The sequence below is a fragment of the Cohnella luojiensis genome, from assembly GCF_004564235.1.
Taxonomy (GTDB): domain Bacteria; phylum Bacillota; class Bacilli; order Paenibacillales; family Paenibacillaceae; genus Cohnella; species Cohnella luojiensis.
Genome location: NZ_SOMN01000054.1, coordinates 1 through 21,022 on the forward strand (window position 1 = coordinate 1; position 21,022 = coordinate 21,022).

The 21,022-nt window shown below is 50.1% G+C and carries 16 protein-coding genes, 12 tRNA genes and 1 rRNA gene; 27 read left to right on the plus strand and 2 right to left on the minus strand.

The window, feature by feature from the left end; genetic code table 11:
• Nucleotides 1-151 precede the first annotated feature (151 nt).
• From rrf to E2980_RS22775, 22 genes are all read left to right on the plus strand, one after another.
• Nucleotides 152-268: ribosomal RNA gene (gene rrf, locus E2980_RS22670) — 5S ribosomal RNA — on the plus strand.
• Between the two features lie 45 nt (nt 269-313).
• Nucleotides 314-389 (plus strand) — tRNA-Thr (locus E2980_RS22675).
• Between the two features lie 17 nt (nt 390-406).
• Nucleotides 407-481 (plus strand) — tRNA-Glu (locus E2980_RS22680).
• 6 nt (nt 482-487) lie between these two features.
• Nucleotides 488-563: transfer RNA gene (locus E2980_RS22685), tRNA-Val, on the plus strand.
• A 24-nt stretch (nt 564-587) separates the two neighbouring features.
• A tRNA-Gln gene (locus E2980_RS22690) sits at nt 588-661 on the plus strand.
• A gap of 5 nt (nt 662-666) precedes the next feature.
• Nucleotides 667-742 (plus strand) — tRNA-Lys (locus tag E2980_RS22695).
• Between the two features lie 29 nt (nt 743-771).
• Nucleotides 772-854: transfer RNA gene (locus E2980_RS22700), tRNA-Leu, on the plus strand.
• Nucleotides 855-870: 16 nt separating this feature from the next.
• Nucleotides 871-945: transfer RNA gene (locus E2980_RS22705), tRNA-Gly, on the plus strand.
• A gap of 4 nt (nt 946-949) precedes the next feature.
• Nucleotides 950-1,026, plus strand: a tRNA-Arg gene (locus E2980_RS22710).
• Between the two features lie 27 nt (nt 1,027-1,053).
• A tRNA-Pro gene (locus tag E2980_RS22715) sits at nt 1,054-1,130 on the plus strand.
• A 14-nt stretch (nt 1,131-1,144) separates the two neighbouring features.
• Nucleotides 1,145-1,218 (plus strand) — tRNA-Gly (locus E2980_RS22720).
• A gap of 67 nt (nt 1,219-1,285) precedes the next feature.
• Nucleotides 1,286-1,362: transfer RNA gene (locus E2980_RS22725), tRNA-Pro, on the plus strand.
• Between the two features lie 14 nt (nt 1,363-1,376).
• Nucleotides 1,377-1,450, plus strand: a tRNA-Gly gene (locus E2980_RS22730).
• Between the two features lie 767 nt (nt 1,451-2,217).
• A complete protein-coding gene (gene ppc, locus E2980_RS22735; protein ID WP_135154511.1) occupies nt 2,218-5,010 on the plus strand; it encodes a phosphoenolpyruvate carboxylase in 2,793 nt (930 codons plus the stop codon).
• A gap of 81 nt (nt 5,011-5,091) precedes the next feature.
• A complete protein-coding gene (locus E2980_RS22740) occupies nt 5,092-6,021 on the plus strand; it encodes an EamA family transporter (protein WP_135154512.1) in 930 nt (309 codons plus the stop codon).
• A 2-nt stretch (nt 6,022-6,023) separates the two neighbouring features.
• Nucleotides 6,024-6,590 carry an RNA polymerase sigma factor SigW gene (gene sigW, locus E2980_RS22745; RefSeq protein ID WP_135154513.1) on the plus strand — a complete coding sequence of 189 codons (567 nt, stop codon included), beginning with the start codon at nt 6,024-6,026 and terminating at the stop codon, nt 6,588-6,590.
• A 103-nt stretch (nt 6,591-6,693) separates the two neighbouring features.
• A complete protein-coding gene (locus E2980_RS22750) occupies nt 6,694-7,308 on the plus strand; it encodes a zf-HC2 domain-containing protein (RefSeq protein WP_135154514.1) in 615 nt (204 codons plus the stop codon).
• Nucleotides 7,309-7,514: 206 nt separating this feature from the next.
• Nucleotides 7,515-8,345 (plus strand): diadenylate cyclase CdaA, encoded by an 831-nt coding sequence (gene cdaA, locus E2980_RS22755; protein WP_135154515.1) that lies wholly within the window; start codon nt 7,515-7,517, stop codon nt 8,343-8,345.
• On the plus strand, nt 8,338-9,657 hold the full coding sequence (locus E2980_RS22760) for a CdaR family protein (RefSeq protein ID WP_135154516.1): 1,320 nt from the start codon (nt 8,338-8,340) through the stop codon (nt 9,655-9,657). The genes cdaA and E2980_RS22760 overlap by 8 nt, the downstream gene beginning before the upstream one ends.
• 35 nt (nt 9,658-9,692) lie before the next feature.
• Nucleotides 9,693-11,033: a phosphoglucosamine mutase gene (gene glmM, locus E2980_RS22765; RefSeq protein WP_135154517.1), complete on the plus strand. Its 1,341-nt coding sequence runs from the start codon at nt 9,693-9,695 to the stop codon at nt 11,031-11,033.
• An 848-nt stretch (nt 11,034-11,881) separates the two neighbouring features.
• Entirely contained in the window at nt 11,882-13,714 is a 1,833-nt protein-coding gene (gene glmS, locus E2980_RS22770) for a glutamine--fructose-6-phosphate transaminase (isomerizing) (RefSeq protein WP_135154518.1), read from the plus strand.
• A 167-nt stretch (nt 13,715-13,881) separates the two neighbouring features.
• Nucleotides 13,882-14,049, plus strand: coding sequence for a helix-turn-helix transcriptional regulator (locus E2980_RS22775; RefSeq protein ID WP_135154519.1), 168 nt, complete (start codon nt 13,882-13,884; stop codon nt 14,047-14,049).
• Nucleotides 14,050-15,131: 1,082 nt separating this feature from the next.
• Here the strand turns inward: E2980_RS22775 and E2980_RS22780 are convergent.
• Nucleotides 15,132-16,034 carry a LysR family transcriptional regulator gene (locus E2980_RS22780; RefSeq protein WP_135154520.1) on the minus strand — a complete coding sequence of 301 codons (903 nt, stop codon included), beginning with the start codon at nt 16,032-16,034 and terminating at the stop codon, nt 15,132-15,134.
• Between the two features lie 172 nt (nt 16,035-16,206).
• On the opposite strand from E2980_RS22780, the gene E2980_RS22785 reads away from it, so the two are divergent.
• The 5 genes from E2980_RS22785 (at nt 16,207) to E2980_RS22810 (ending at nt 20,464) form a co-directional block, all read left to right on the plus strand.
• Nucleotides 16,207-16,866 (plus strand): HD-GYP domain-containing protein, encoded by a 660-nt coding sequence (locus E2980_RS22785; protein ID WP_135154521.1) that lies wholly within the window; start codon nt 16,207-16,209, stop codon nt 16,864-16,866.
• A gap of 12 nt (nt 16,867-16,878) precedes the next feature.
• Nucleotides 16,879-17,085 carry an aspartyl-phosphate phosphatase Spo0E family protein gene (locus tag E2980_RS22790; RefSeq protein WP_167747229.1) on the plus strand — a complete coding sequence of 69 codons (207 nt, stop codon included), beginning with the start codon at nt 16,879-16,881 and terminating at the stop codon, nt 17,083-17,085.
• Nucleotides 17,086-17,464: 379 nt separating this feature from the next.
• Nucleotides 17,465-18,115: a peroxiredoxin-like family protein gene (locus tag E2980_RS22795; RefSeq protein ID WP_135154523.1), complete on the plus strand. Its 651-nt coding sequence runs from the start codon at nt 17,465-17,467 to the stop codon at nt 18,113-18,115.
• 466 nt (nt 18,116-18,581) lie between these two features.
• Nucleotides 18,582-19,244, plus strand: coding sequence for an NAD(P)H-dependent oxidoreductase (locus E2980_RS22805; protein ID WP_135154525.1), 663 nt, complete (start codon nt 18,582-18,584; stop codon nt 19,242-19,244).
• A gap of 302 nt (nt 19,245-19,546) precedes the next feature.
• The gene (locus tag E2980_RS22810; RefSeq protein WP_135154526.1) at nt 19,547-20,464 is read left to right on the plus strand and encodes an NADP-dependent oxidoreductase; all 918 of its coding nucleotides are present in this window, start codon (nt 19,547-19,549) and stop codon (nt 20,462-20,464) included.
• Nucleotides 20,465-20,684: 220 nt separating this feature from the next.
• On the opposite strand, the gene E2980_RS22815 is transcribed toward E2980_RS22810, so the two are convergent.
• A partial coding sequence (locus E2980_RS22815) for an IS66 family transposase (RefSeq protein ID WP_135154527.1) occupies nt 20,685-21,022 on the minus strand: 338 nt, incomplete at its 5' end.

Here is a 21,022-nt window from a genome sequence, read left to right on the forward strand (position 1 = left end):
GAGTACTAATCGGTCGAGGGCTTATCCTAAGCGATACGTGCGACGTAGTCGTCACGAATGACACTGTAAGACAAATGATACTCACCAACTTCTTCTAAGCTTTGCTTCGCATCCAGTTTTCAAGGCGCAAGCCTTGTTACAAAGTATCCGGTCTGGTAATAATGGCGGAGGGGTTCCACGCGTACCCATCCCGAACACGACCGTTAAGCCCTCCAGCGCCAATGGTACTTGGACCGCAGGGTCCTGGGAGAGTAGGACGTTGCCAGGCCGGAGAAATTCAATCTCTATCGCTGTGTTTAGGTATAGGGACCATGCTCTCATAGCTCAGTAGGTAGAGTGCATCCATGGTAAGGATGAGGTCACCGGTTCGATCCCGGTTGAGAGCTCCACTTCCAATACCATTCACGGCCCCTTGGTCAAGCGGTTAAGACACCTCCCTTTCACGGAGGTAACAGGGGTTCGAATCCCCTAGGGGTCACCAAAATACGGAGGCTTAGCTCAGCTGGGAGAGCATCTGCCTTACAAGCAGAGGGTCGGCGGTTCGATCCCGTCAGCCTCCACCATAATCTTTAAGATTGGCTTACCGTTGGGGATTAGCCAAGCGGTAAGGCAACGGACTTTGACTCCGTCATCCAAGGTTCGAATCCTTGATCCCCAGCCATTTTTGAGCCATTAGCTCAGCTGGTAGAGCACCTGACTTTTAATCAGGGTGTCGAAGGTTCGAGTCCTTCATGGCTCACCATTTTCAAAAACGGCTTCAGTTGTTACCATGCGCGTATGGCGGAATTGGCAGACGCACCAGACTTAGGATCTGGCGGGCGACCGTGGGGGTTCAAGTCCCTCTACGCGCACCATAATTACCACAAGGTTGCGGAAATAGCTCAGTGGTAGAGCATCTCGTTGCCAACGAGAAGGTCGCGGGTTCGAGCCCCGTTTTCCGCTCCATTATGCGCCCTTAGCTCAGCTGGATAGAGCGTTTGACTACGAATCAAAAGGCCGGGAGTTCGAATCTCTCAGGGCGCGCCATTTTTACAAAAGAATAATGATTAATGTCGGGACGTAGCTCAGCTTGGTAGAGCACCTGGTTTGGGACCAGGGGGTCGCATGTTCAAATCGTGTCGTCCCGACCATCTATTTTCATCATGCGGGTGTAGTTCAATGGTAGAACTTCAGCCTTCCAAGCTGATAGCGTGGGTTCGATTCCCATCACCCGCTCCATAACGCTCTCTATAAGCCTTATTGAGTAGGGCTTTTTTTATAGAGTAGAAAATCTTCTTCATATTGTCGGGACGTAGCTCAGCTTGGTAGAGCACCTGGTTTGGGACCAGGGGGTCGCATGTTCGAATCGTGTCGTCCCGACCACTATTGTAACGCACGCGGGTGTAGTTCAATGGTAGAACTTCAGCCTTCCAAGCTGATAGCGTGGGTTCGATTCCCATCACCCGCTCCATAATGAATATACTACCTGGATGGGAAGCGAAACCCGAAATTGGGTTCGACCGTCCGTGAATACTTCCTAAAACTGCATTAAGTACTCCCATCACCCGCTCCATTATTTAAATGACTAAAGCCCTCATAGCGAGGGCTTTTTTTTGTGCTATAAGAATAAATTGCTGTTTCTAGTCTCCAACATAAGCGTGCGGCGGACAGTGGTTCCGTTAACGGTTAACATTTACGTCGAAACTGCCTTCTGCGGACACTGGTTCCGTAATCCATACCAAATGATGCCGATTAATCGAGATTTGCATGAATTAACGGAACCATAGTCCGGAAGTGGTGCCGAATGCAAACTTTTCGAAAGAATAACGGATCTCATGTCCTCATAGCATTAGGCACTCCAGCAATACTCACTCCGTAGACTTTCATCCTACACGTGCATAAGAAGCCGAATTAACAAGTTAATCTCGCCAACTTTTCATTTTATCCTACATAAAACTACTCGTTAGCTCGCACCATCGTGATTGCAGTGGCGAGCGTGAGGATGACGAGGTACTCTTTAAGCGGAAAGGTTTTTCTCTTCATCACAAATCACTCCTTACACTGTGGTTAGCGATCTTGCATTTCGATTGAGGGATATACTGTTTCTTACACTTTTTTCCACGCGGTTGAAACTTAAGATTTTGACTAAATGATGAATTAAAAGGAGATTTTCAACGACTAATGTAGTATGATAAGGGGAAGGTTTTTTTTCGAAATGCAAGGTTTGGGGTGAAAGAGATGACGGAAATGGCAACGGGTCAACGTTCTCCGTCCAATCATCTGCTGCGTAGGGATGTGCGCTTTCTAGGTAACATTCTGGGTGAAGTGCTCGTGCATCAGGGTGGTCGGGAACTGCTGGAACATGTAGAGAGAATTCGGGAAATGAGCAAGGCTCTGAGGGCCGAGTATTTGCCGGAATTGTACGAAGGTTTCATTAATACCGTTAAAACCCTAGAGCCGGAAATCAGGCACCAGGTCATTCGGGCATTCGCAATCTACTTTCAACTGGTCAATATCGCCGAGCAGAACCATCGAATTCGCCGCAAGCGCGATTACGAACGTTCAACGGGAGAAGCTGTACAGCCGGGCTCCATCGAGAGCGTGGTGCAAGATCTGAAGGAGAAAAAGCTGTCGGTTGAAGAAGTTCGGGACATGCTTGCCGACATTTCGCTTGAATTGGTTATGACGGCGCATCCGACGGAAGCGACTCGTCGTGACGTACTCGATATTCACAAACGCATAGCGGATGAAGTGATGGAGTTGGACAACCCGTCGTTAACCTACCGCGAACGGGAGAAGCTTCGCGAGAAGCTGCTTAATGAAGTACTAACGCTATGGCAGACGGACGAGCTGCGGGATCGCAAGCCTACCGTACTCGACGAAGTGCGCAATGGCATGTACTTTTTCCACGAAACGTTATTCGAGGTGCTTCCCGATGTTTACGAGGAGCTTGAGCGCTGCCTTCAGAAACATTATCCGGAAGAAGCATGGCACGTACCTACTTATTTGCGTTTTGGATCGTGGATCGGCGGAGACCGCGATGGAAACCCGTCCGTAACGGCCGAGATCACTTGGAGAACGCTCCATATGCAGCGTAATCTCGTCATCTACAAGTACGAGAATATCATTCGCGCGCTTAGCCGCCAATTGAGCTTCAGTACGACGATCGTAGATGTAACCGATGAGCTCCTTGAATCGATCCGCGAAGATAGCCATAACGTCGAACTTCGGACAGTAGAGGCGTGGACCAATGACAAGGAACCTTACCGGGTTAAGTTAAGATACATGCTGCAGAAAATGCAGAACATGCGCGACGAAGAGTTCAAGGGAACGAAGCAACGCTACCATACGGTTGCGGATTTAACCAGGGACATCGAAGTGATCGACCGCAGCTTGCGTCATCATTTTGCCGACTTCGTGGCGAACACGTACTTGAAGAAGTTCATCCGCCAAGTCGAACTGTTCGGCTTCCACCTCGCAGCTCTAGATGTGCGTCAGCATAGCAAAGAGCACGAGAACGCCATGACGGAGCTTCTTGCCAAGGCGGGAGTGACAAGTAACTACCCGGAACTGACCGAGCAGGAGAAAATCAGTTTACTGAACGGTTTGCTCGAATCCGCGAAGCCTCTAATGAACGACAAGATAAAATTAAGCGACTCCAGCAAAGAGTGCCTGGACGTCTATCATACGATTTATAAAGCGCAACAAGAATTCGGTACGGGCTGCATCACGAGTTACTTGATCAGCATGTCGGAAGCGGCAAGCGACATCTTGGAAGTCATGGTGTTCGCGAAGGAAGCAGGATTGTTCCGCCGCAACGAAGATGGAACGGTCACGAGTACGTTGCAAGCCGCGCCGTTATTCGAGACGATCGACGATTTGCACGCGGCACCGGAGATCATGGAAACTTTGTTCAATCTTCCGGTCTACCGTCATTGCTTGTCGTCCATGGGAGACCTGCACGAAATCATGCTGGGCTACTCCGATAGCAACAAGGATGGCGGAATGGTAACGGCTAACTGGGAATTACGCGTTGCCCTCAACGACTTGACCAAGACGGCGAAGGCGCATAACGTTCGCCTGAAGTTTTTCCATGGTCGCGGAGGCGCGCTCGGGCGCGGCGGAATGCCGCTTAACCGAAGCATCCTGGCCCAACCGCCGCACACGATCGGCGGAGGCATCAAGATTACGGAGCAGGGCGAAGTGCTGTCCTCCCGTTATTCGATGAAGGGAATTGCTTACCGCAGCTTAGAACAAGCTACCGGAGCGTTGATAACGGGCGCTTACTTGTCTCGTTATCCGTCTCAAGAAAAGTCGATCGAATCCCAGTGGGAAGATATCATGCGGGGAATCTCCGTAGATGCGCAAACCAAGTACCAGGATCTGATTTTCCGCGATCCGGATTTCATGACCTTCTTCAAGGAATCGACTCCGCTTCCGGAAGTCGGCGAACTGAATATCGGCTCCCGTCCGTCGAAGCGCAAGGGCAGCGACCGGTTCGAAGATCTGCGCGCGATCCCATGGGTATTCGCGTGGACGCAAAGCCGTTATCTTCTCCCGGCTTGGTATGCTGCAGGAACGGCTTTCCAATCCTTTGTTAGCGGAGATTCGGAACGGCTTGAAACCTTGCGGACGATGTACCGCGATTATTCGTTCTTCCGTTCGCTAGTCGACAACCTTCAGATGGCGCTTGGCAAAGCGGATCTAATCATAGCTCGCCAATACGCTTCCATGATTGAGGATAACACCATCAAGGAACGTATCTTCGCGCAAATCGAACAAGAATTCGAGAAAACCAAGGAAATGATCCTGACGATTACGGGGCAAGAGGATATTCTCGATAACGTTCCGGTTATCCAGGAGTCGATTCGCCTTCGCAATCCTTACGTCGATCCGTTAAGCTACATGCAAGTGCAGCTTCTTACCGAACTGCGCAGCTTGCGCGCTCAAAACGGGGACGATACGGAGCTTCTCCGCGAGGTACTCTTGACGATTAACGGCATTGCTGCCGGACTTCGCAATACGGGCTGATGTAAGCCAATCCATAAAGAATTGAATGAAGGGGGCTTGGGTTGCGACCCGGGCTCCCTTCGCGCAAGAGAGCAGGTTGACATGGACAGATCGAAAAAGCCTTTACTGGCGATATCGCTCGTACTGATCGGCGCGACAGGCTACGGCCTAGTCGCTGCCGTATTCAAGCTGGCGATAACCGACGGTTGGAGCGTGACCGAACTGACCTTATATCAAGTCATGTCCGGAACCTCATTGTTGTGGTTGGCGCTTGGAATGACGCGAATAGGCAAAAGAGGTTCGTCGCTCTCAAATACATGGCAATCATGGCTTAGGCTTGTTGTCATCGGAGTCATAGGGCTGTCGCTTACGACCTTGTTTTACAATGAGGCTTTATCGCGCTTGGACGCTTCTTTGGCAATCGTCTTGCTTTTTCAGTTTACGTGGATTACGATTCTGCTAGAAAGCATTCGCAAGCGTGCGTGGCCCACGCGGCCAGAGTGGTTAGCCATTGTCTGTATCGCGATAGGAACCGTAATGGCTGTCGGTCTGCTGGAGCAGGACATCAGCCGTCTGGATGGATGGGGAGTGCTGCTCGGTCTTCTGTCGGCTGTTACATACAGCTTGTTCTTCTTCCTGTCCGGGTTTCTGTCCCATCGACTGGATCCCATCGCCAAGTCGGCGGTAATGTCGACCGCATCCCTCGCGTTCATCCTGTTGCTGCATGCTCCGGCCGCGTTCACGATAAGCTTTGATGGGGAGTTGGCAAGGTGGGGATTGTTGCTCGGATTTCTAGGAACCGCGTTTCCCTTTTTCTGTTTTAACTACGGAATACCGAAGATTGGCAGCGGATTAGCCGCCTTGCTTGGCTCCATGGAGCTTCCTGCAGCGGTTATCGCCGCATTCGTATTCTTGGGCGAGCCTCTTACGCTATGGCAGGGAGCAGGAATCGCCCTAATCATCGCGGGTATTATGGCTGCTCAGAGAAAACCGCGGCAGGCTGTTATTGCAGGGAAGGAAGGTGAGAAGTAACTTTGAAGCCATTAGAGACGCGGCTAGCGCGATTGGCCCGGAGAGGGGATCAGCGCGCCTTCGCGGAGATTGTGGACCTGTACAAGGACAAGCTGTATCACCTTGCCTACAGGATGACGGGCAACCGTCAGGAGGCCGAGGATGTCGTGCAGGAAGCCTTCCTAAGAGTATATAAAAACTTGGATCGTTATGACGAGAATCAGAAATTCTCCACATGGATATACAGAATCACGACGAACCTATGCATTGACCGGCTTAGGAAAAGAAAAGCCATCTATTCTCTAGACGCGGAGTCGTCGGATCACGAAGGACTAGACGGATATGCGATGCTTCCGAGCGATGACCGGACGCCCGAGAGCGAGCTAATCCTCTCGGAGACGCAGAGACTGATCCACGAGGCGATAGCCGCATTGCCGGCGAAGTACAAATCCGTGATGATCTTACGCTACCTTCAAGACTTATCGCTTCAGGAAATATCGGACGTCATGGATATGCCGGTAACGACAGTAAAGACCCGCGTGCATCGCGGACGAGAGTTTCTCCGGAAGAAACTGGAGCATAAGCTTTAGTAATTTCAACGAAATAAGTGAAACCCCTCAGCTTTGCCGAACGTACAGTATAGAAGCATCGATAGCGGGAATCTGATCTCCGCTGAGGAAAGGGATGGCTGATATGAAGTGCAACGTCGCCGTCGTGTTCATGCATGATTATTTGGATGGGGACTTGGCGCGAGAGGATAGCATGCAGTTGAAGCGGCATCTGACTCAATGTTCTGCGTGCTATGCCCGCTATGAATCGTTGGAGCGCACGGATGCGCTCGTTAAAGCAATATCGATAGAGAAGGCGCCGGATGATCTGGGCGACCGGATTATGAAGTCTTTGCCGAGTTCGCGGAGACCGGCTGCTTGGACCTCCTGGGTTCGCAGGCACCCTGCCGTTTCCGCTGCCGCGATATTCATGGTCGTCATGTTGTCCAGCTTCGTATCCATGTGGAATCAGAGCCGGGAGTTGTCCGTATCCGGTCCGGATCTGGAACATGTAGTGATCGAAGGTAATAAGGTAATCGTTCCCGAAGGGCAGAAAGTGACCGGAGATCTTACGGTCATGAACGGGGATGTGCAGGTGCTTGGAGATCTGGACGGGGATCTGACCGTCATTGACGGAAGCGTCGTTCCTCTAGCGTCGACGGCACATATCGCGGGTGAAATTAAGACAATCGATCGTGCGGTGGATTGGTTCTGGTACAAGGTCAGCTCCTACTTTGGAACGCTGGCTTACGGCTCCTAATATCGTTTGAAATTCGACAGTATACGACACATGCGTTATGCGTTCCGGATCGAGTAATTAAACCTCTCTGGACCATGAGAGGTTTTTTTTACGTAAATGACAGGATTTCTGGGCAACAGTAGAGAAAGATAATAAGGAAAGAAGTTACGTACAATTCCGACAATATTCGTCGCAACTAATCCAGCGCCGGGACGGGGGGTCGCGTCTTGGACTATTTTGCCGGGCTGACACTTAAAAATTCGATTAAAGATATCGTCGATGTGCTTATCGTAAGCTACATCATCTACGTGCTCATCAAGATGGTAAGAGGCACCCGAGCCGTTCAATTGCTAAGGGGTATTTTCCTGTTGGTCATCACTTGGGCACTAAGCACCTGGCTTAACCTGTACACGCTCAAGTGGCTAATGAACCAAATGTTCACCTTCGGTATCGTTACGGTTCTGATTATTTTTCAACCGGAGCTTAGAAGGGCTCTCGAGCAGCTCGGGCGGGGAAAACTGTTTACGCGGGCCTCGCCGGAGGAGCAGGATGTCAGCCATCAGATCAATGAGGTTATTAAATCCGTTAATTATTTAGCGCGTCGAAAAATCGGGGCGTTAATCGTGTTTGAGCGGAATACGGGACTGAACGACTACATCGAGTCGGGAATCAAAATGGATTCCAGGTTGAGCTCGGAGCTTCTTAGCAACGTGTTCATTCCGAATACGCCGCTGCATGACGGTGCCGTAATTATCAGAGGCAATCAGATCATGGCGGCAGGCTGCTACTTGCCGTTATCGGAAAATCCTTTTATCAGCAAGGAATTGGGTACTCGCCATCGGGCGGCAATCGGCATAACCGAAGTGTGCGACGCGATATCCGTAGTCGTCTCGGAAGAAACGGGACAAGTAACTCTTGCTATCAATGGACAGATCGTTCGGGATATCAAGGAAGAGTCTCTGATCTCCAAGCTCTTCGAGGAGCTGCGTCCGCAATTCAAAGCGAAGACCACGGAATGGGCCTTCTGGAAGCGGAAAGAAGGTGACAACCGTGGATAAATGGTTAAATCACCCCACCGCGGCGAAGCTGATAGCGCTGGCGCTCGGCATATTGATGTGGACTGCCGTTCACTTCGATCCGAATGATACATCGCCGAATGACGTGGCTTCCTTGTACAGTACCCAGGTCATCGATGATGTTATCGTGCAGCCTTTCGGCTTGGATGAGAGAAATTATGTCTTGTTGAGTATGGAGCCCCAGACGGTCCAGTTAACGGTTAAAGGAACGAGAAGCGATCTAAAGACGGCCGAACCGAATGATTACCGGCTTCAGGTCGATTTAAGAACCGTGGGCGAGGGTCAGCATACACTGCCTTTGGAAGAGAAATTGCCAAGAGGGATCACATCGGTATCCATGTCTCCTTCCACCGTAGAGGTTACGATCGAGGCTCTGCAGATCAAGGAGTTCGAGATCGATATCAAGACGGAAGGCAATCCCGCCAAGGGTTATAAGGTAGGGACGCCGCTCATCAAGCCAAGCAATCGGGTGCATGTGACGTTGCCTAAAAACCAGTTGGATAAGGTTCAACGCGTTGGCGCAACGATCGCCATAGACGGAGATAAAGAAACGATTAAGAACAAGAGCGTAAAGCTAGCCGCGTACGACAAGAGTGGCAATGTGATCGAAGGCGCTGTCATTGATCCAGCGGTGCTGGAAGTGGAAGTGCCGATCACTTACCCGTTCAAGACGGTTCCGTTGCAATTCAAATTTACGGGTCATATGCCGCCTGGGTTAAGCATTGCGACGTTCAAGCCCGACGTCGAGCAGGTAACGGTGTACGCACCCCAAGATGCGCTTGATAGGCTCGAATTCATTGAAGCGGATATTCAACTGGACGAACTTAAGAATTCGGGCAAAGTGTCGGTACCGCTCAAGATCGTGGCGCCGATTATCGAGATTTCGCCGGGCATCATTGATATTAACATCGAAGTGCTGTTGTCGGCCACCAGGACTCTTGAGGGACTTCCGATAACGCTAAGCGGATTAGGCCAAGGCTTAAAGGCAACGATCACCGATCCGTCTACAGGCAAAGCGGATATCACGATTCAAGGGGCTCCGGCGATATTGGATCGCCTGAGACCGGGAGACGTCGACGTGATTGCCGATCTCAGCGGCCGAGGTCCGGGCACCTATAGCATCCCGCTTAATGTGAACCTGGAACGGTTCATGGAACAGGCAGGCGGGACGAAGACGATAACGGTCGAGATTAAGGATGAGGCAGCAGAAACCGCGATCGGCGCGGAAGAGGCTGCGGGAGGCGACATCGTAGATCAAGGAGAGATCCAAGACCAAGAAGCCGTGCCTCAATAAGAGTCAGGGAAGAATAAAGGGGTAGAAAAGCAGCTATGGGGAAATATTTTGGAACAGATGGCGTACGCGGAGTGGCAAATCGGGAGTTAACGCCTGAGTTGGCATATAAAATAGGCCGTTGCGGAGGCGTAGTTCTGGCTGGACGCGCTGAACGTCCTAAAGTGATTATCGGAAGCGATACGCGGATATCGGGACCGATGTTGGAAAGCGCGTTAACCGCGGGGCTCTTGTCCATCGGTGCCGATGTAGTGAGATTAGGCGTGGTGAGCACGCCTGCGGTCGCGTATTTGACCCGGGTGCTTGGCGCGGACGCCGGCGTCATGATATCGGCATCCCATAATCCGGTTGCGGATAACGGGATTAAGTTTTTCGGCGGAGACGGGTTCAAGCTTCTGGACGAGACGGAAGCGGAAATCGAACGCTTGATGGATGCGGAAGAGGATACGTTGCCTCGTCCGATCGGCGGAGCTATCGGGTCTGTTACGACGGATCTCGGTGCGAAGTCGAAGTACGTGGAATACTTAAAGACGACAGTAGGGAATTCTTTCGCGGGTCTGAAGCTAGTGCTGGATTGCGCGCATGGGTCGGCTTATGAGCTGGCGCCGGAAGTATTCCGCGCGCTGGGAGCGGAGGTCTTCGCATACGGGGCCGAGCCTGATGGACTTAACATCAACGAGGGCGTCGGTTCAACGCATCCGGAGATGCTGGCGGCGAAAGTGAAGGAGCACGGCGCCGATCTTGGACTTGCCTTCGACGGCGATGCCGATAGGTTGATCGCGATCGACGAGAATGGCGAGGAAGTGGACGGCGATTACATCCTGTGTATTTGCGGAGACGCGCTTATGAAGTCGGGTCGATTGGCGCAAGATACCGTCGTGACGACGGTTATGGCCAACATTGGATTCTTCAAAGCCGCGGAGTCGCTTGGATTGCGCACGGCGAAGACGGCGGTAGGTGATCGTTACGTAATGGAAGAGATGGTCAACGGCGGCTATAACCTGGGCGGAGAGCAATCCGGTCATGTTATTTTCCTGGATCATAGCACGACGGGCGACGGAATTCTGACGGGATTGCAATTGGTCGATACGGTTGTCGGCTCCGGACGGAAACTGGGCGAGTTGAAGAAAATGATGCGTAAATATCCGCAAGTATTGGTGAATGTGCGCGTGGCGGACAAATCGCGATATCCGGGGAATACGGCGATCGCGAATGCGGTGGCTACGGCGGAAGCGTCGCTTGGCGATAACGGACGCGTTCTGGTACGTCCTTCGGGAACAGAAGCGTTGATTCGCGTAATGGCCGAAGGGCCGGAGCGGGAAGAAATCGAGCGTCACGTGGCGGCGATCGTCGAGGTCGTGAAGGCTGAATTGGTGTAAGTTCGCACACGACGGTGCTGGGGATGGTACGGTGGCTGCATTGGCAGTGGCGAGGCGATAGCGGCAGGGATTGCCGTTAAGTCTGTGTGGACGGGTCGTTCTGGATGGGATAACGGCAGGGATTGCCGTTATGTACGCTGCTGAAGCTCTGAACTACTGAAATAACGGCAGGGATTGCCGTTAACCATATGGATAAGAAACAAAAAGCTCCCAGTCCAAGGACCGGGAGCTTCTTGTTCTTCCGATCAACAATAAGAAGGGCGTTTAAGCCCATCATTACTCTCACCCGCATTCAATGGTGTTCCACCGCCACAAAGTTTCTGTAAAGTATTGCTATTTGACAGGAAATAAACGCGTAGAGGTTGCAAGACATTTTCAAAACGAATAAGATAAGGGGATAGATTCTAGAATGGAAGGGCAGGGTAGTGAGGAATAGCAAGAATAGCGCCAGAGCTTGTCGAAGCGCGGAGTAGCGTTGAAGGGCAAAGATCAGGAACGGGAAAGCTGATCTAAGCGTCAAACTTCAACCTTACGATCGCGTAGGCCGCAAGCTGACGAGGTGGGGGTGTTCGAAATATTCGGCGGGGACCTCCCGGCTTATCATCGGAGCCGACAATCGGAACACAAAACGCTTAGGGCAACCGGGCGTACAAAAGTCCGATACGATGAATGAGAGCAAGAACCATTGAGAAATGTCCGGCGACCTGGAACCGGTCGCGCGAGGGGCATGACGTGGGATGTTCGGGGAGAACGGAACCCCTTATTTGATTACGGCTTATGCCGCTCTTACGGCTTGGTTGCGGGCTCTCGGAATTACCTGAGAAACCAAAACGGAGGCTTATATAAATATGTGCGGAATCGTTGGATATATCGGATTTAGAGAATCTCAGCCCATCTTGCTGGAGGGGCTTAAAAAGTTGGAGTATCGGGGTTACGACTCCGCGGGAATCGCTGTTTTTACGGAGCAAGGTTTGGAAGTAACGAAGACGGTAGGCCGGTTAGTGAACTTGGAAAACCGCTTAACCGGAGAGCCATTGCGTGGAACGGTCGGAATCGGACACACTCGCTGGGCAACTCACGGTAAGCCATCGGATTTGAACTCTCACCCTCATACGGACAATTCGTTGAAATTTTCCGTCGTTCATAACGGCATCATCGAGAATTATTTGGAGCTTAAAGAAGAGCTCATGATGGCTGGCCATCAATTCCTGTCGGAGACGGATACGGAAGTCATCTCCCATCTGATCTCCGTTGAGTATGACGGCGATATCGTGAAGGCCGTACAGCGCGCGGTTAAGAAAATGCGCGGTGCGTTCGCGCTTGGCGTATTGACGGAGCACGAGCCGGATCGTTTGGTAGCGGTGCGTTATGCAAGTCCGCTCATTATCGGCGTCGGCGAAGGGGAAAAGTATATCGCCTCCGACATTCCGGCTATTCTGGAGCACACTCGCGATATTTATATTCTCAATGACGGGGAGATGGCGGTGCTGACTCGTGACGGCGTGGAGCTGCTTACGATCGAAGGCAACTTCATCTCGAAGGAAATTTTCCACGTCGATTGGGATCTGATGACGGCCGAGAAGGCGGGCTTCGATCACTTCATGCTCAAGGAAATTCATGAGCAGCCTAAGGCTTACCGCGACACGATGCTTGGACGTATCAGCGATGACGGACGGTCCGTGGCGTTGCCGGAGCTTAAAATCACGGCGGAACAGCTCAAAGAAATCAACCGCGTTCATATCGTCGCTTGCGGTACTGCGCTACATGCCGGTCTAGTCGGCAAAAACGTTATCGAGAACCTGGTACGCATTCCGGTCGAGACGGACGTTGCGTCGGAGTATCGCTATCGTTCGCCGATCATTACGCCGGATACCCTTGTTATCGTCGTTAGCCAATCGGGCGAGACGGCGGATACGCTGGCGGCCTTGCGCGAAGCGCAGCGTTGCGGGGCTCGGGTGCTAGCGATTACGAACGTAGTCGGCAGCTCCGTAGCTCGCGAAGCCGACGATGTCATCATTACTTTGGCCGGCCCGGAGATCGCGGTGGCTTCGACCAAAGCTTACTCGTCCCAGCTCATCGCCTTCTTCCTATTCGGACTTTACTGGGCTCAAACGATCGGTACGAAGGACGAAGCGGAGGTCGCTCACGTGCTTGCCGCGATGCAGTCGTTGCCGGAGCAGGTCGAGAAAATTTTGGCGCAAGCGGAAGTTCTCAAGGAAGTCGTGGAATCGATCTCGCATCACAGCAGCTTGTTCTTCATTGGTCGCGGTATTGACTACGCGGTCGCGATGGAAGGCTCGCTTAAGCTGAAGGAAATCTCGTATATCCACTCCGAGGCGTATGCGGCGGGCGAATTGAAACATGGAACGCTGGCTTTGATCGAAGAAGGTACACCGGTCATCGCATTGTTGACGCAAGAGGACCTTTACGAGAAAATGCTTAGCAATATTAAAGAAACGAAGGCTCGCGGAGCCGACGTTCTTGGAATCATCAACGAAGGGCACGAGGCGGAAGTGGCGAAGTCGGTAGATCGCCAATTCGCGATTCCTCGTACGTTGCCGTTGCTGACGCCGGCGCTGTCCGTGGTGCCACTGCAGTTACTTTCGTACTATGCTTCGCTTGCGTTGGGCCATGACGTTGATAAGCCGAGGAATCTGGCTAAGAGCGTTACGGTGGAGTAAGTTGGAGAAAAGCTCATTTCATTTTGTTTAGTGTCCATGGACATTAAAGTTTGACACTAGACATTAAAGTCAGACACTGTGCATTAAAGATGGACACTGAATGCTAAGTTTCTCTAAAGGGCAATCCGTAAGGATTGCCCTTTCCACTTAAAGGTGTGTGATGGACAATGTCGGATACATTAGGGCAAAAAATAAAATCGATTCGAAAGCAATTAGAAATGACTCAAGTGGATTTCGCTCATCATTTAGGTATTACACAAGGACGACTTAGCGAGATTGAGCAAAATAAAACCAAGCCATCTGCTGAAACCTTAATCGCTTTAAAAAAAGGTTAAAAGTGGACCTCAATATATTGCTAAGTGATCTGGGTGACGACTAATCTATAAAGCACAACTAACAGCAGTAACACTCCGCTATTTAGTTGCCGAACAAGCTTCCATTGCACTTTGAGATTCGTTCAAAAAGTTTAATCAGGAGCATCGCCATTGTTATGTAAGCACACCCGATTAAAATTTCATGAAACAGCATGACTCTAACGTCTTGAAAACCGCCCCCGTCATACAATATCCTGACGGCCGCTAACCCATTGGTCATAGGCAGTAGGTTCGCGACGAACTGAACTCCGTGGGGTAGCAACGCATCGGGAAATTAACTCCGCAAAACAGTTGAAAGACTCCCAAAGATAAGTTCATGAGAAGGTTAATATTTTTGAACAACAGAGCAAAGCTAGCCAATATAAGCGTCCGGACAGATGGCATGATTTCTTCACAATATACCAGGATCGGATCACGGCAGCATGGACATCTTTGAGTATTTTCAGGATACAACAGCCCAATCCGAGGTTTTGCGCGAAGAACACGAGCTTTCATTGTTTATGCGGGTTGTTTTTAACGAGCCGGGACTGCTTGACAATCCCATGAAAAGCATGTTCGACGTGGGGAATATTTATAAAAAGATGACATCCGGTCCCAGATACATGGGCAGATGTCTTCTTTGTCATTAGGCATGCCACCGAAGAGTGAAACTGGCAAGTTCTTCAGTACCCTCGTTAGCGGCAGGGGATTTAAGCCAGTCTGGTTCGCAAATCTTATTAAGTCTTATACCGTAAGAAAAGGGAGACTCTCGAAGGGTCTCTTTCTTAACAGGATGGGTACGAGTACAAGATTAGTGACGTCTTGCGCTAAACCTGTATAGCCCACGCCCTCTACACAAGTATAATGCAAATGCTCGAACTCAAAGGACGCCGTCAGGCGTTTTGCATAACGATACAGAATGTTTAAAAAGTGACGAAAACATTCTGTACCAAGAAAAACTTCCTAATAATCGCGGTCGCTCATCCTTGAATGTACTTCGATAGAAGTTTTGCTTTTACGGTAATCCAGAAGCAGATATTGGGTTCCGCATTCTGGTATTAAAGTCATTGAAGATTCACCTCAGAGCCTGAGCGACTTTCGAATAATTGAAGCGCCGTTCTAATAAACAGCTGCACAGCGATCGGAGAATCCTTTAATGAGGATACGGCAAGATGAATTTCACGATGCCACTTCGGATCCAACTTACGTAAGATTACGTTAGGAGGAAGATTCATTGTAGACAGTTCAGACATGATTCCAATACCTAATCCCTCCTGGACCATATTTAATGTTGTCATGTAATTATTGAGTACATATTTTATTTGAGGTTGTTTTCCGGATTGCTCAAACCAATCCATTACGGGAGGCTTACAGCCGTCTTTGCAAATAATCAAGGGTTGACCCATGAGATCGCCCGCCTGAATAACGGACTTCGCGGCAAGAGGATGATTCTCCTTAAATACCGTGTATATTTCTTCACGGTACAAAGGGAATGTTATGAGTTCATCGTGATGGCCGGAAGGAACGATAAGTCCAACATCAACCTCTCTGGATTCAAGCCTTTCCTTTATTTCAGCAATGGTTCCCTCATGAAGTGTGAATTCAATTTTCGGATACTTCTCAGCTATACTGCTTATGATTTTGGGAATGAAGTAGGAGGAAGCTAAGGGAAAAAAGCCGATCCTCACAATGCCAGTATCAAGTCCTTTTTCGCGAGCAATCTCTTGATCAATTCTCTCAAAGTAGGTCAAAATCTCTTTGAAAACTCCCAAAATACGTTCCCCGATATCCGTGAAATGAACGCCATAACGACGATCGCGTGCAATAAGCTTTACCCCCAACTCAGCTTCAAGTGCTGTCACCGCACGGCTGACCGCAGGCTGCGTCATATAGAGTTCTTTTCCTGCTTTTATGAAGTTTCTCGTATCGGAAATCTTAACAATTAATTGCATTAGCCCTCTATTCATATCAAAGTTGGTATGCTCCTAATAATTTATAATCATTTTATATACGGTTAGATGTATCGTATCATTGTCAAGGGATCAAACGGATCATTGGGAAATTTTCTATGAGTAAAAAATTACTGAAATTTTCAGGTTACTTCTTAGATGTAGCAGAATATTTGCTAGGAGGCGCCACATGGACGTTGTTTTGCTGGATTCTCAATCTTTGTTTCTTCAGTTGTTCAGTATGTATAAAGGTGATCAGGAGTGGGAGAAAGGCAGGGCATTGTTCGTTTCCATGAATTGCCGTGATCCGGCAACCGCGAATCATTCTCTGGTTGTTGCATTTATTGCCTACCACTTAACCAAAAACATTCGTCTAACCTCCTGTAATGCAGAACGGATGGTTCTCGCCGGTTTGCTACATGACATAGGAAAATTGTCAATGCCGGATGGCATTTTGAAATCATCACAGCGTCTGAACATTGAAGAAAGAACGTTGGTTGTTAAACATGTGAAGGTTGGGCATGACTCGTTAAAACAACTTGGCTTTGGTTCGGATATCCTTCAATTTTGCTACTCACACCATGAAAGACTTGATGGCAGCGGCTATCCTCATGGCACCACGAATCAAAGTGAAATTGGGTGTATTGCGGCCATCTCCGATATCTATTCAGCATTAAGGTTGCCGCGTAGCTACCGCTCAAATTGTCTAAGCGACAAAGAGATTATTGAATTTTTGCTTCAATACGATGATCAATTCAATAGAAATTACACATACATTCTCAAGTCCTTTCTCAATAAGCGCTCAGAAATCCCGAAAGAACGTAAGGCTCTTATCGGTAATTCCAAATAGGAGGCGATGGTAATGGGATTCGAGCTCAAGTCAATTGCTAAAGAAATTGAATCGCTTAAAGAATCTCTCAACAACGCCGCGGCTCAAAACAGATTTGATTTAACAGACCATGCTTTGTTACAACTCTCTCAAAAAATAGATGAATTAATTATGGAATATTATCGGATACTTAAGTACGAAGTCCCGCTGTCATCTCCGCCAACATTGCGGATTTTTTAACAACCGGACCTTTCGCTAGTTCGTCATACAGATTCACTTGTTTGCCGAGCGGATTGGTCAGCGTGAAACTATAGCGATGGTCACAAATGGCATTAGATACGGCTAGACAGTTACTTTCTTTGCCAGTTCTCAATAAAATATTTGCCGATTTCAAGACTAACTGAATCTGGGGAATCAACATTGGCATGCGCATTGATAACAAGTAATTTTTCCATTTTTCCACTCCTAAATTTGTTTAATGGCGACATAATTAATCGCCGATAAATTTAATCTTCAATATACTCAAAAATAGAATTGAGAACTGTAAACAACATTACAGTTCTCCGATTTTTTTAGAATTATAATCAAGCTATCATTCGATATTGGAGGTTTCAGAACGATGAGCAACCAAAATTTAACTGAACAGCTGGAAGTGGCCACACAGCAGTTTAAGGCCAATTCACCGATTGAAGCGCAGATCAAGATCGGTCAAATGATTGAGGAACTTCAGAAATCGGGGATCGCTTCCGGGAAGCAAGCAGGCGAAAAGGCGGTGGACTTTAAATTAACAAACGCACTAGGCCGGGATGTAGTTTTATTTGAAGAGCTCGCGAAAGGGCCGGTTGTGCTGGTCTTCTATCGCGGCGGATGGTGTCCTTTTTGCAATATGCAATTAAAGGCTTACCAGCAGATATTGCCGGAAATCCAGGCGATGGGAGCGCAGCTTATAGCGATTAGCCCGCAAAAGCCGGATCATTCGTTATCCCTTCAGGAAAAGGAAGGATTGGAATTTCAAGTCCTTAGCGATCCGAGCGGTTTGGTAACGGCCAAGTACAATCTGCTCTTCGATGTTCCGCAGGGAGTAAGGGAACTCATGGAAGGTATCGGACTCGATCTTGCGGAGTACAACAATACCTCGAAATGGGTTTTGCCGGTTCCGGCTACTTTCATGATTGATGAGAGCGCCATTATTCGCTCTTCCTATGTCAATCCGAATTTCATGCAGCGTCAAAGCCCGGAGGAAATTTTGCGAGAGCTAAAAAAGCTGTAACGATTTTTGCATCATTCATTTGTGAGCTGAAATATCCATATATGCTGGTGATACGGGAGTAGCTTATATGGCTGGGTTCAGCGACAATCGGAGCGGGCGCACGAGCAGGGCTATATTCTCTGTTCGTGCGTTTACATTGCCCACAAAAGTATGAAGTTCCTATTCACGGTTGCCATTTCCGGAACAGCGAGCGATTTTGCTTCACTTGATGCCGGTTACGGCGCCAGGACGCCGATCGAAATTGTATGTCACATATTAAAGGATGGATGGCTAAGGCAGACGGACATAGATTCCTATGTTGGCTCTGAAAAAGCGTATACGATTCCTACAACAAAACAGCTTGAAGAGGTCAATTCGTGGGCGGAGCGAGCGGCTGAAGCGGATTAATGAGGCAGACGCAGACGGCTGTTGTACATGGGGCAGTTGTGCATCTGTATTAAATGTTAGTTAAAAAGGAGAATATATCATGACAATGACCAAGGAAGAAATTTTGGAGGCTTATCGTTTTCGTCATGCAACCAAAGAATTCGATCCTAGCAAAACCATTTCCGACGACGACTTTGAATTTATTTTGGAAACGGGCCGGCTCTCCCCCAGCTCGTTTAGCGCTGAGCCGTGGAGATTTGTTGTTGTTCAAAACGAACAGCTTCGGAACAAAATAAAAAACTCTTCGTATGGAGCGGCAAGCAAACTGCCAGAGGCCAGTCATTTCATCATTATTCTGGCCCGGACCCCGCTGGATATGAGATATGACTCCGCCTACCTGAAGGAGCAGCAGATCAGAGACGTTCCGAAGGAACACCTGACTCGGCGGCTTGAAATTCTTGAAGAGTTCCAGAGACATGATTTCAAGCTCCTGGATCATGAACGCTTTCTTACCGATTGGGCCGTCAAGCAGACGTACATACCGCTTGCAAACATGATGACGGCTGCGGCGCAAATCGGCATTGACTCATGTCCGATCGAAGGCTTTGACATTGAGGAAATGAATCAGCTGTTGGATGAGGAAGGGCTGCTGGAGGACGGACACTTTACCATCTCGGTCATGATTGCCTTCGGTTATCGCAAAAAAGAGCCTGGACCGAAAACACGCAGACCATTTGATGATGTTGTGAAGTGGGTCAAATAAAGGGCTGCTTATGAATGTGCTCGAAGCGGTGTCCCCTTTCATGTCGTTTGTGAGCGGTTCAAACTAATCTAAGGGAGTCTACCATCTTTTGTATCCGATTTTGCTCATTTATAGCAATTAATCAAGGGTGAGGTGAGTGCGATGGTAAAATTCCAAATCGTGATCAACAAACGAATAACGAGCGCTGTAGCCGCGCCTCTACGCCAGCTCATCTGTCAAGGTAAGACGTCGAGCTTTGGTGGCGCTAATAGCTTGCGGACCGACGTGCCGTGCAGGCGAAGACTATACAAGGAGGTGTCCAAATGAAAGCGATTGTGGTGATAGATGAGGCCGCGGGAACGGCCGGGATGACACTGGCGGAGCGGCCGGAACCGAAGGCGGCGCCGAACGATGTCGTTATTCAGGTTCATGCGTCGGGATTCACTCCAGGCGAGCTGACGTGGCCCGGAACCTGGACCGATCGCCTCGGCCGCGACCGCACACCGTCGATCCCCGGCCACGAGGTGGCCGGAGTGGTCAGCGCTCTCGGCTACGGCACGAGGGGGCTGTCGGTAGGACAGCGGGTGTTTGGGCTCGCGGACTGGACGCGCGACGGCACCCTAGCGGAGTACGTGGCCGTCGAGGCACGCAACCTCGCGCCGCTGCCGGGCGATATCGACTACACGGTGGGCGCGAGCCTACCGATCTCGGGTCTGACCGCGTGGCAGGGACTGTTCGTGCACGGCCGCTTCCAGGCGGGGCAGAGCGTCCTCGTACACGGCTCGGCCGGTGGAGTCGGCTCGATGGTGACGCAGCTCGCCCGCGAGGCGGGAGCCTACGTCATCGGCACCGGACGTGCCGCCGACCGTCAGACGGCGCTCAACTTCGGCGCGCAGGAGTTCGTCGACCTCGACAACGACTCGCTGGAAGACGTCGGCGGCGTCGATCTGGTTTTCGACGCGATCGGTGGCGACATCGGGAAGAGGTCCGTGGGTCTGGTTCGCGCCGGCGGAATGCTGGTGACCATCGCCGGCCCGCCTGAGGTACAGCCGGCCGAGGGCCTGGCGGTTGATTTCGTCGTCGAGGCCGATCGCGCGCAACTGGGTGAGGTCGTCCAGCGGGTCCGGGATGGTCGGCTGCGGACAAACATCGGCCAAATCGCGACCCTCGACGATGCTGTCGCCGCCTTCAACCCGACCGAGCGGATCAAGGGAAAGACGATCATCCGCGTTCGTCCGTAAGGGCTCAGGGACAGTGACCTGGCCTCGTGGATCATCGTCAGCCACGAGGCCCTTGTTATTCGTAGCATCGTTATTTACTTGCAAATACACACAATAGTCTTCATATATGATGTTCCACATTATATAAGTTAGTTAGTGTCTAACGACACAAATCCTCAGACATGTAAGCGTCAAACAACCCCCACCTTGTTACCAAGATGAGGGCTGTTCTATGATCAAATCAGGATTTAAATACGCGGCAAGTTAAAGGTAGCAACGGTGACCACGGAAGCAACCGGTCTAAGGCTTCTGGATCTTGTGGATTCGAAAGCTGCGGCAACTGCTCAAATAAATACGTCAAGTATTGGAGCGGATTAAGTCCGTTTTCCTTGGCCGTTTCAATAACACTGTAGATGGTGCTGCTGGCCCTCGCGCCGCGAGGCGTATTCGCAAACAGCCAGTTCTTGCGCCCGATAACAAAGGGTTTAATGGCGCGTTCACTTCTATTGTTGTCAATTTCAAGCCGCCCATCGCTAAGGAATTCCGACAGCTTGTCCCATTGATTTAGACTGTAAGTAA

Excerpts from the sequence above, each read along its gene's own strand:
- E2980_RS22775 (WP_135154519.1), top strand. The coding sequence starts at position 13,882 with ATGTCGGATACATTAGGGCAAAAAATAAAATCGATTCGAAAGCAATTA.
- glmS (WP_135154518.1), top strand. The coding sequence starts at position 11,882 with ATGTGCGGAATCGTTGGATATATCGGATTTAGAGAATCTCAGCCCATC.
- E2980_RS22785 (WP_135154521.1), top strand. The coding sequence starts at position 16,207 with ATGGACGTTGTTTTGCTGGATTCTCAATCTTTGTTTCTTCAGTTGTTC.
- E2980_RS22805 (WP_135154525.1), top strand. The coding sequence starts at position 18,582 with ATGACAATGACCAAGGAAGAAATTTTGGAGGCTTATCGTTTTCGTCAT.
- ppc (WP_135154511.1), top strand. The coding sequence starts at position 2,218 with ATGACGGAAATGGCAACGGGTCAACGTTCTCCGTCCAATCATCTGCTG.
- E2980_RS22790 (WP_167747229.1), top strand. The coding sequence starts at position 16,879 with ATGGGATTCGAGCTCAAGTCAATTGCTAAAGAAATTGAATCGCTTAAA.
- E2980_RS22740 (WP_135154512.1), top strand. The coding sequence starts at position 5,092 with ATGGACAGATCGAAAAAGCCTTTACTGGCGATATCGCTCGTACTGATC.
- E2980_RS22750 (WP_135154514.1), top strand. The coding sequence starts at position 6,694 with ATGAAGTGCAACGTCGCCGTCGTGTTCATGCATGATTATTTGGATGGG.
- E2980_RS22795 (WP_135154523.1), top strand. The coding sequence starts at position 17,465 with ATGAGCAACCAAAATTTAACTGAACAGCTGGAAGTGGCCACACAGCAG.
- E2980_RS22810 (WP_135154526.1), top strand. The coding sequence starts at position 19,547 with ATGAAAGCGATTGTGGTGATAGATGAGGCCGCGGGAACGGCCGGGATG.
- glmM (WP_135154517.1), top strand. The coding sequence starts at position 9,693 with ATGGGGAAATATTTTGGAACAGATGGCGTACGCGGAGTGGCAAATCGG.
- E2980_RS22780 (WP_135154520.1), bottom strand. The coding sequence starts at position 16,034 with ATGAATAGAGGGCTAATGCAATTAATTGTTAAGATTTCCGATACGAGA.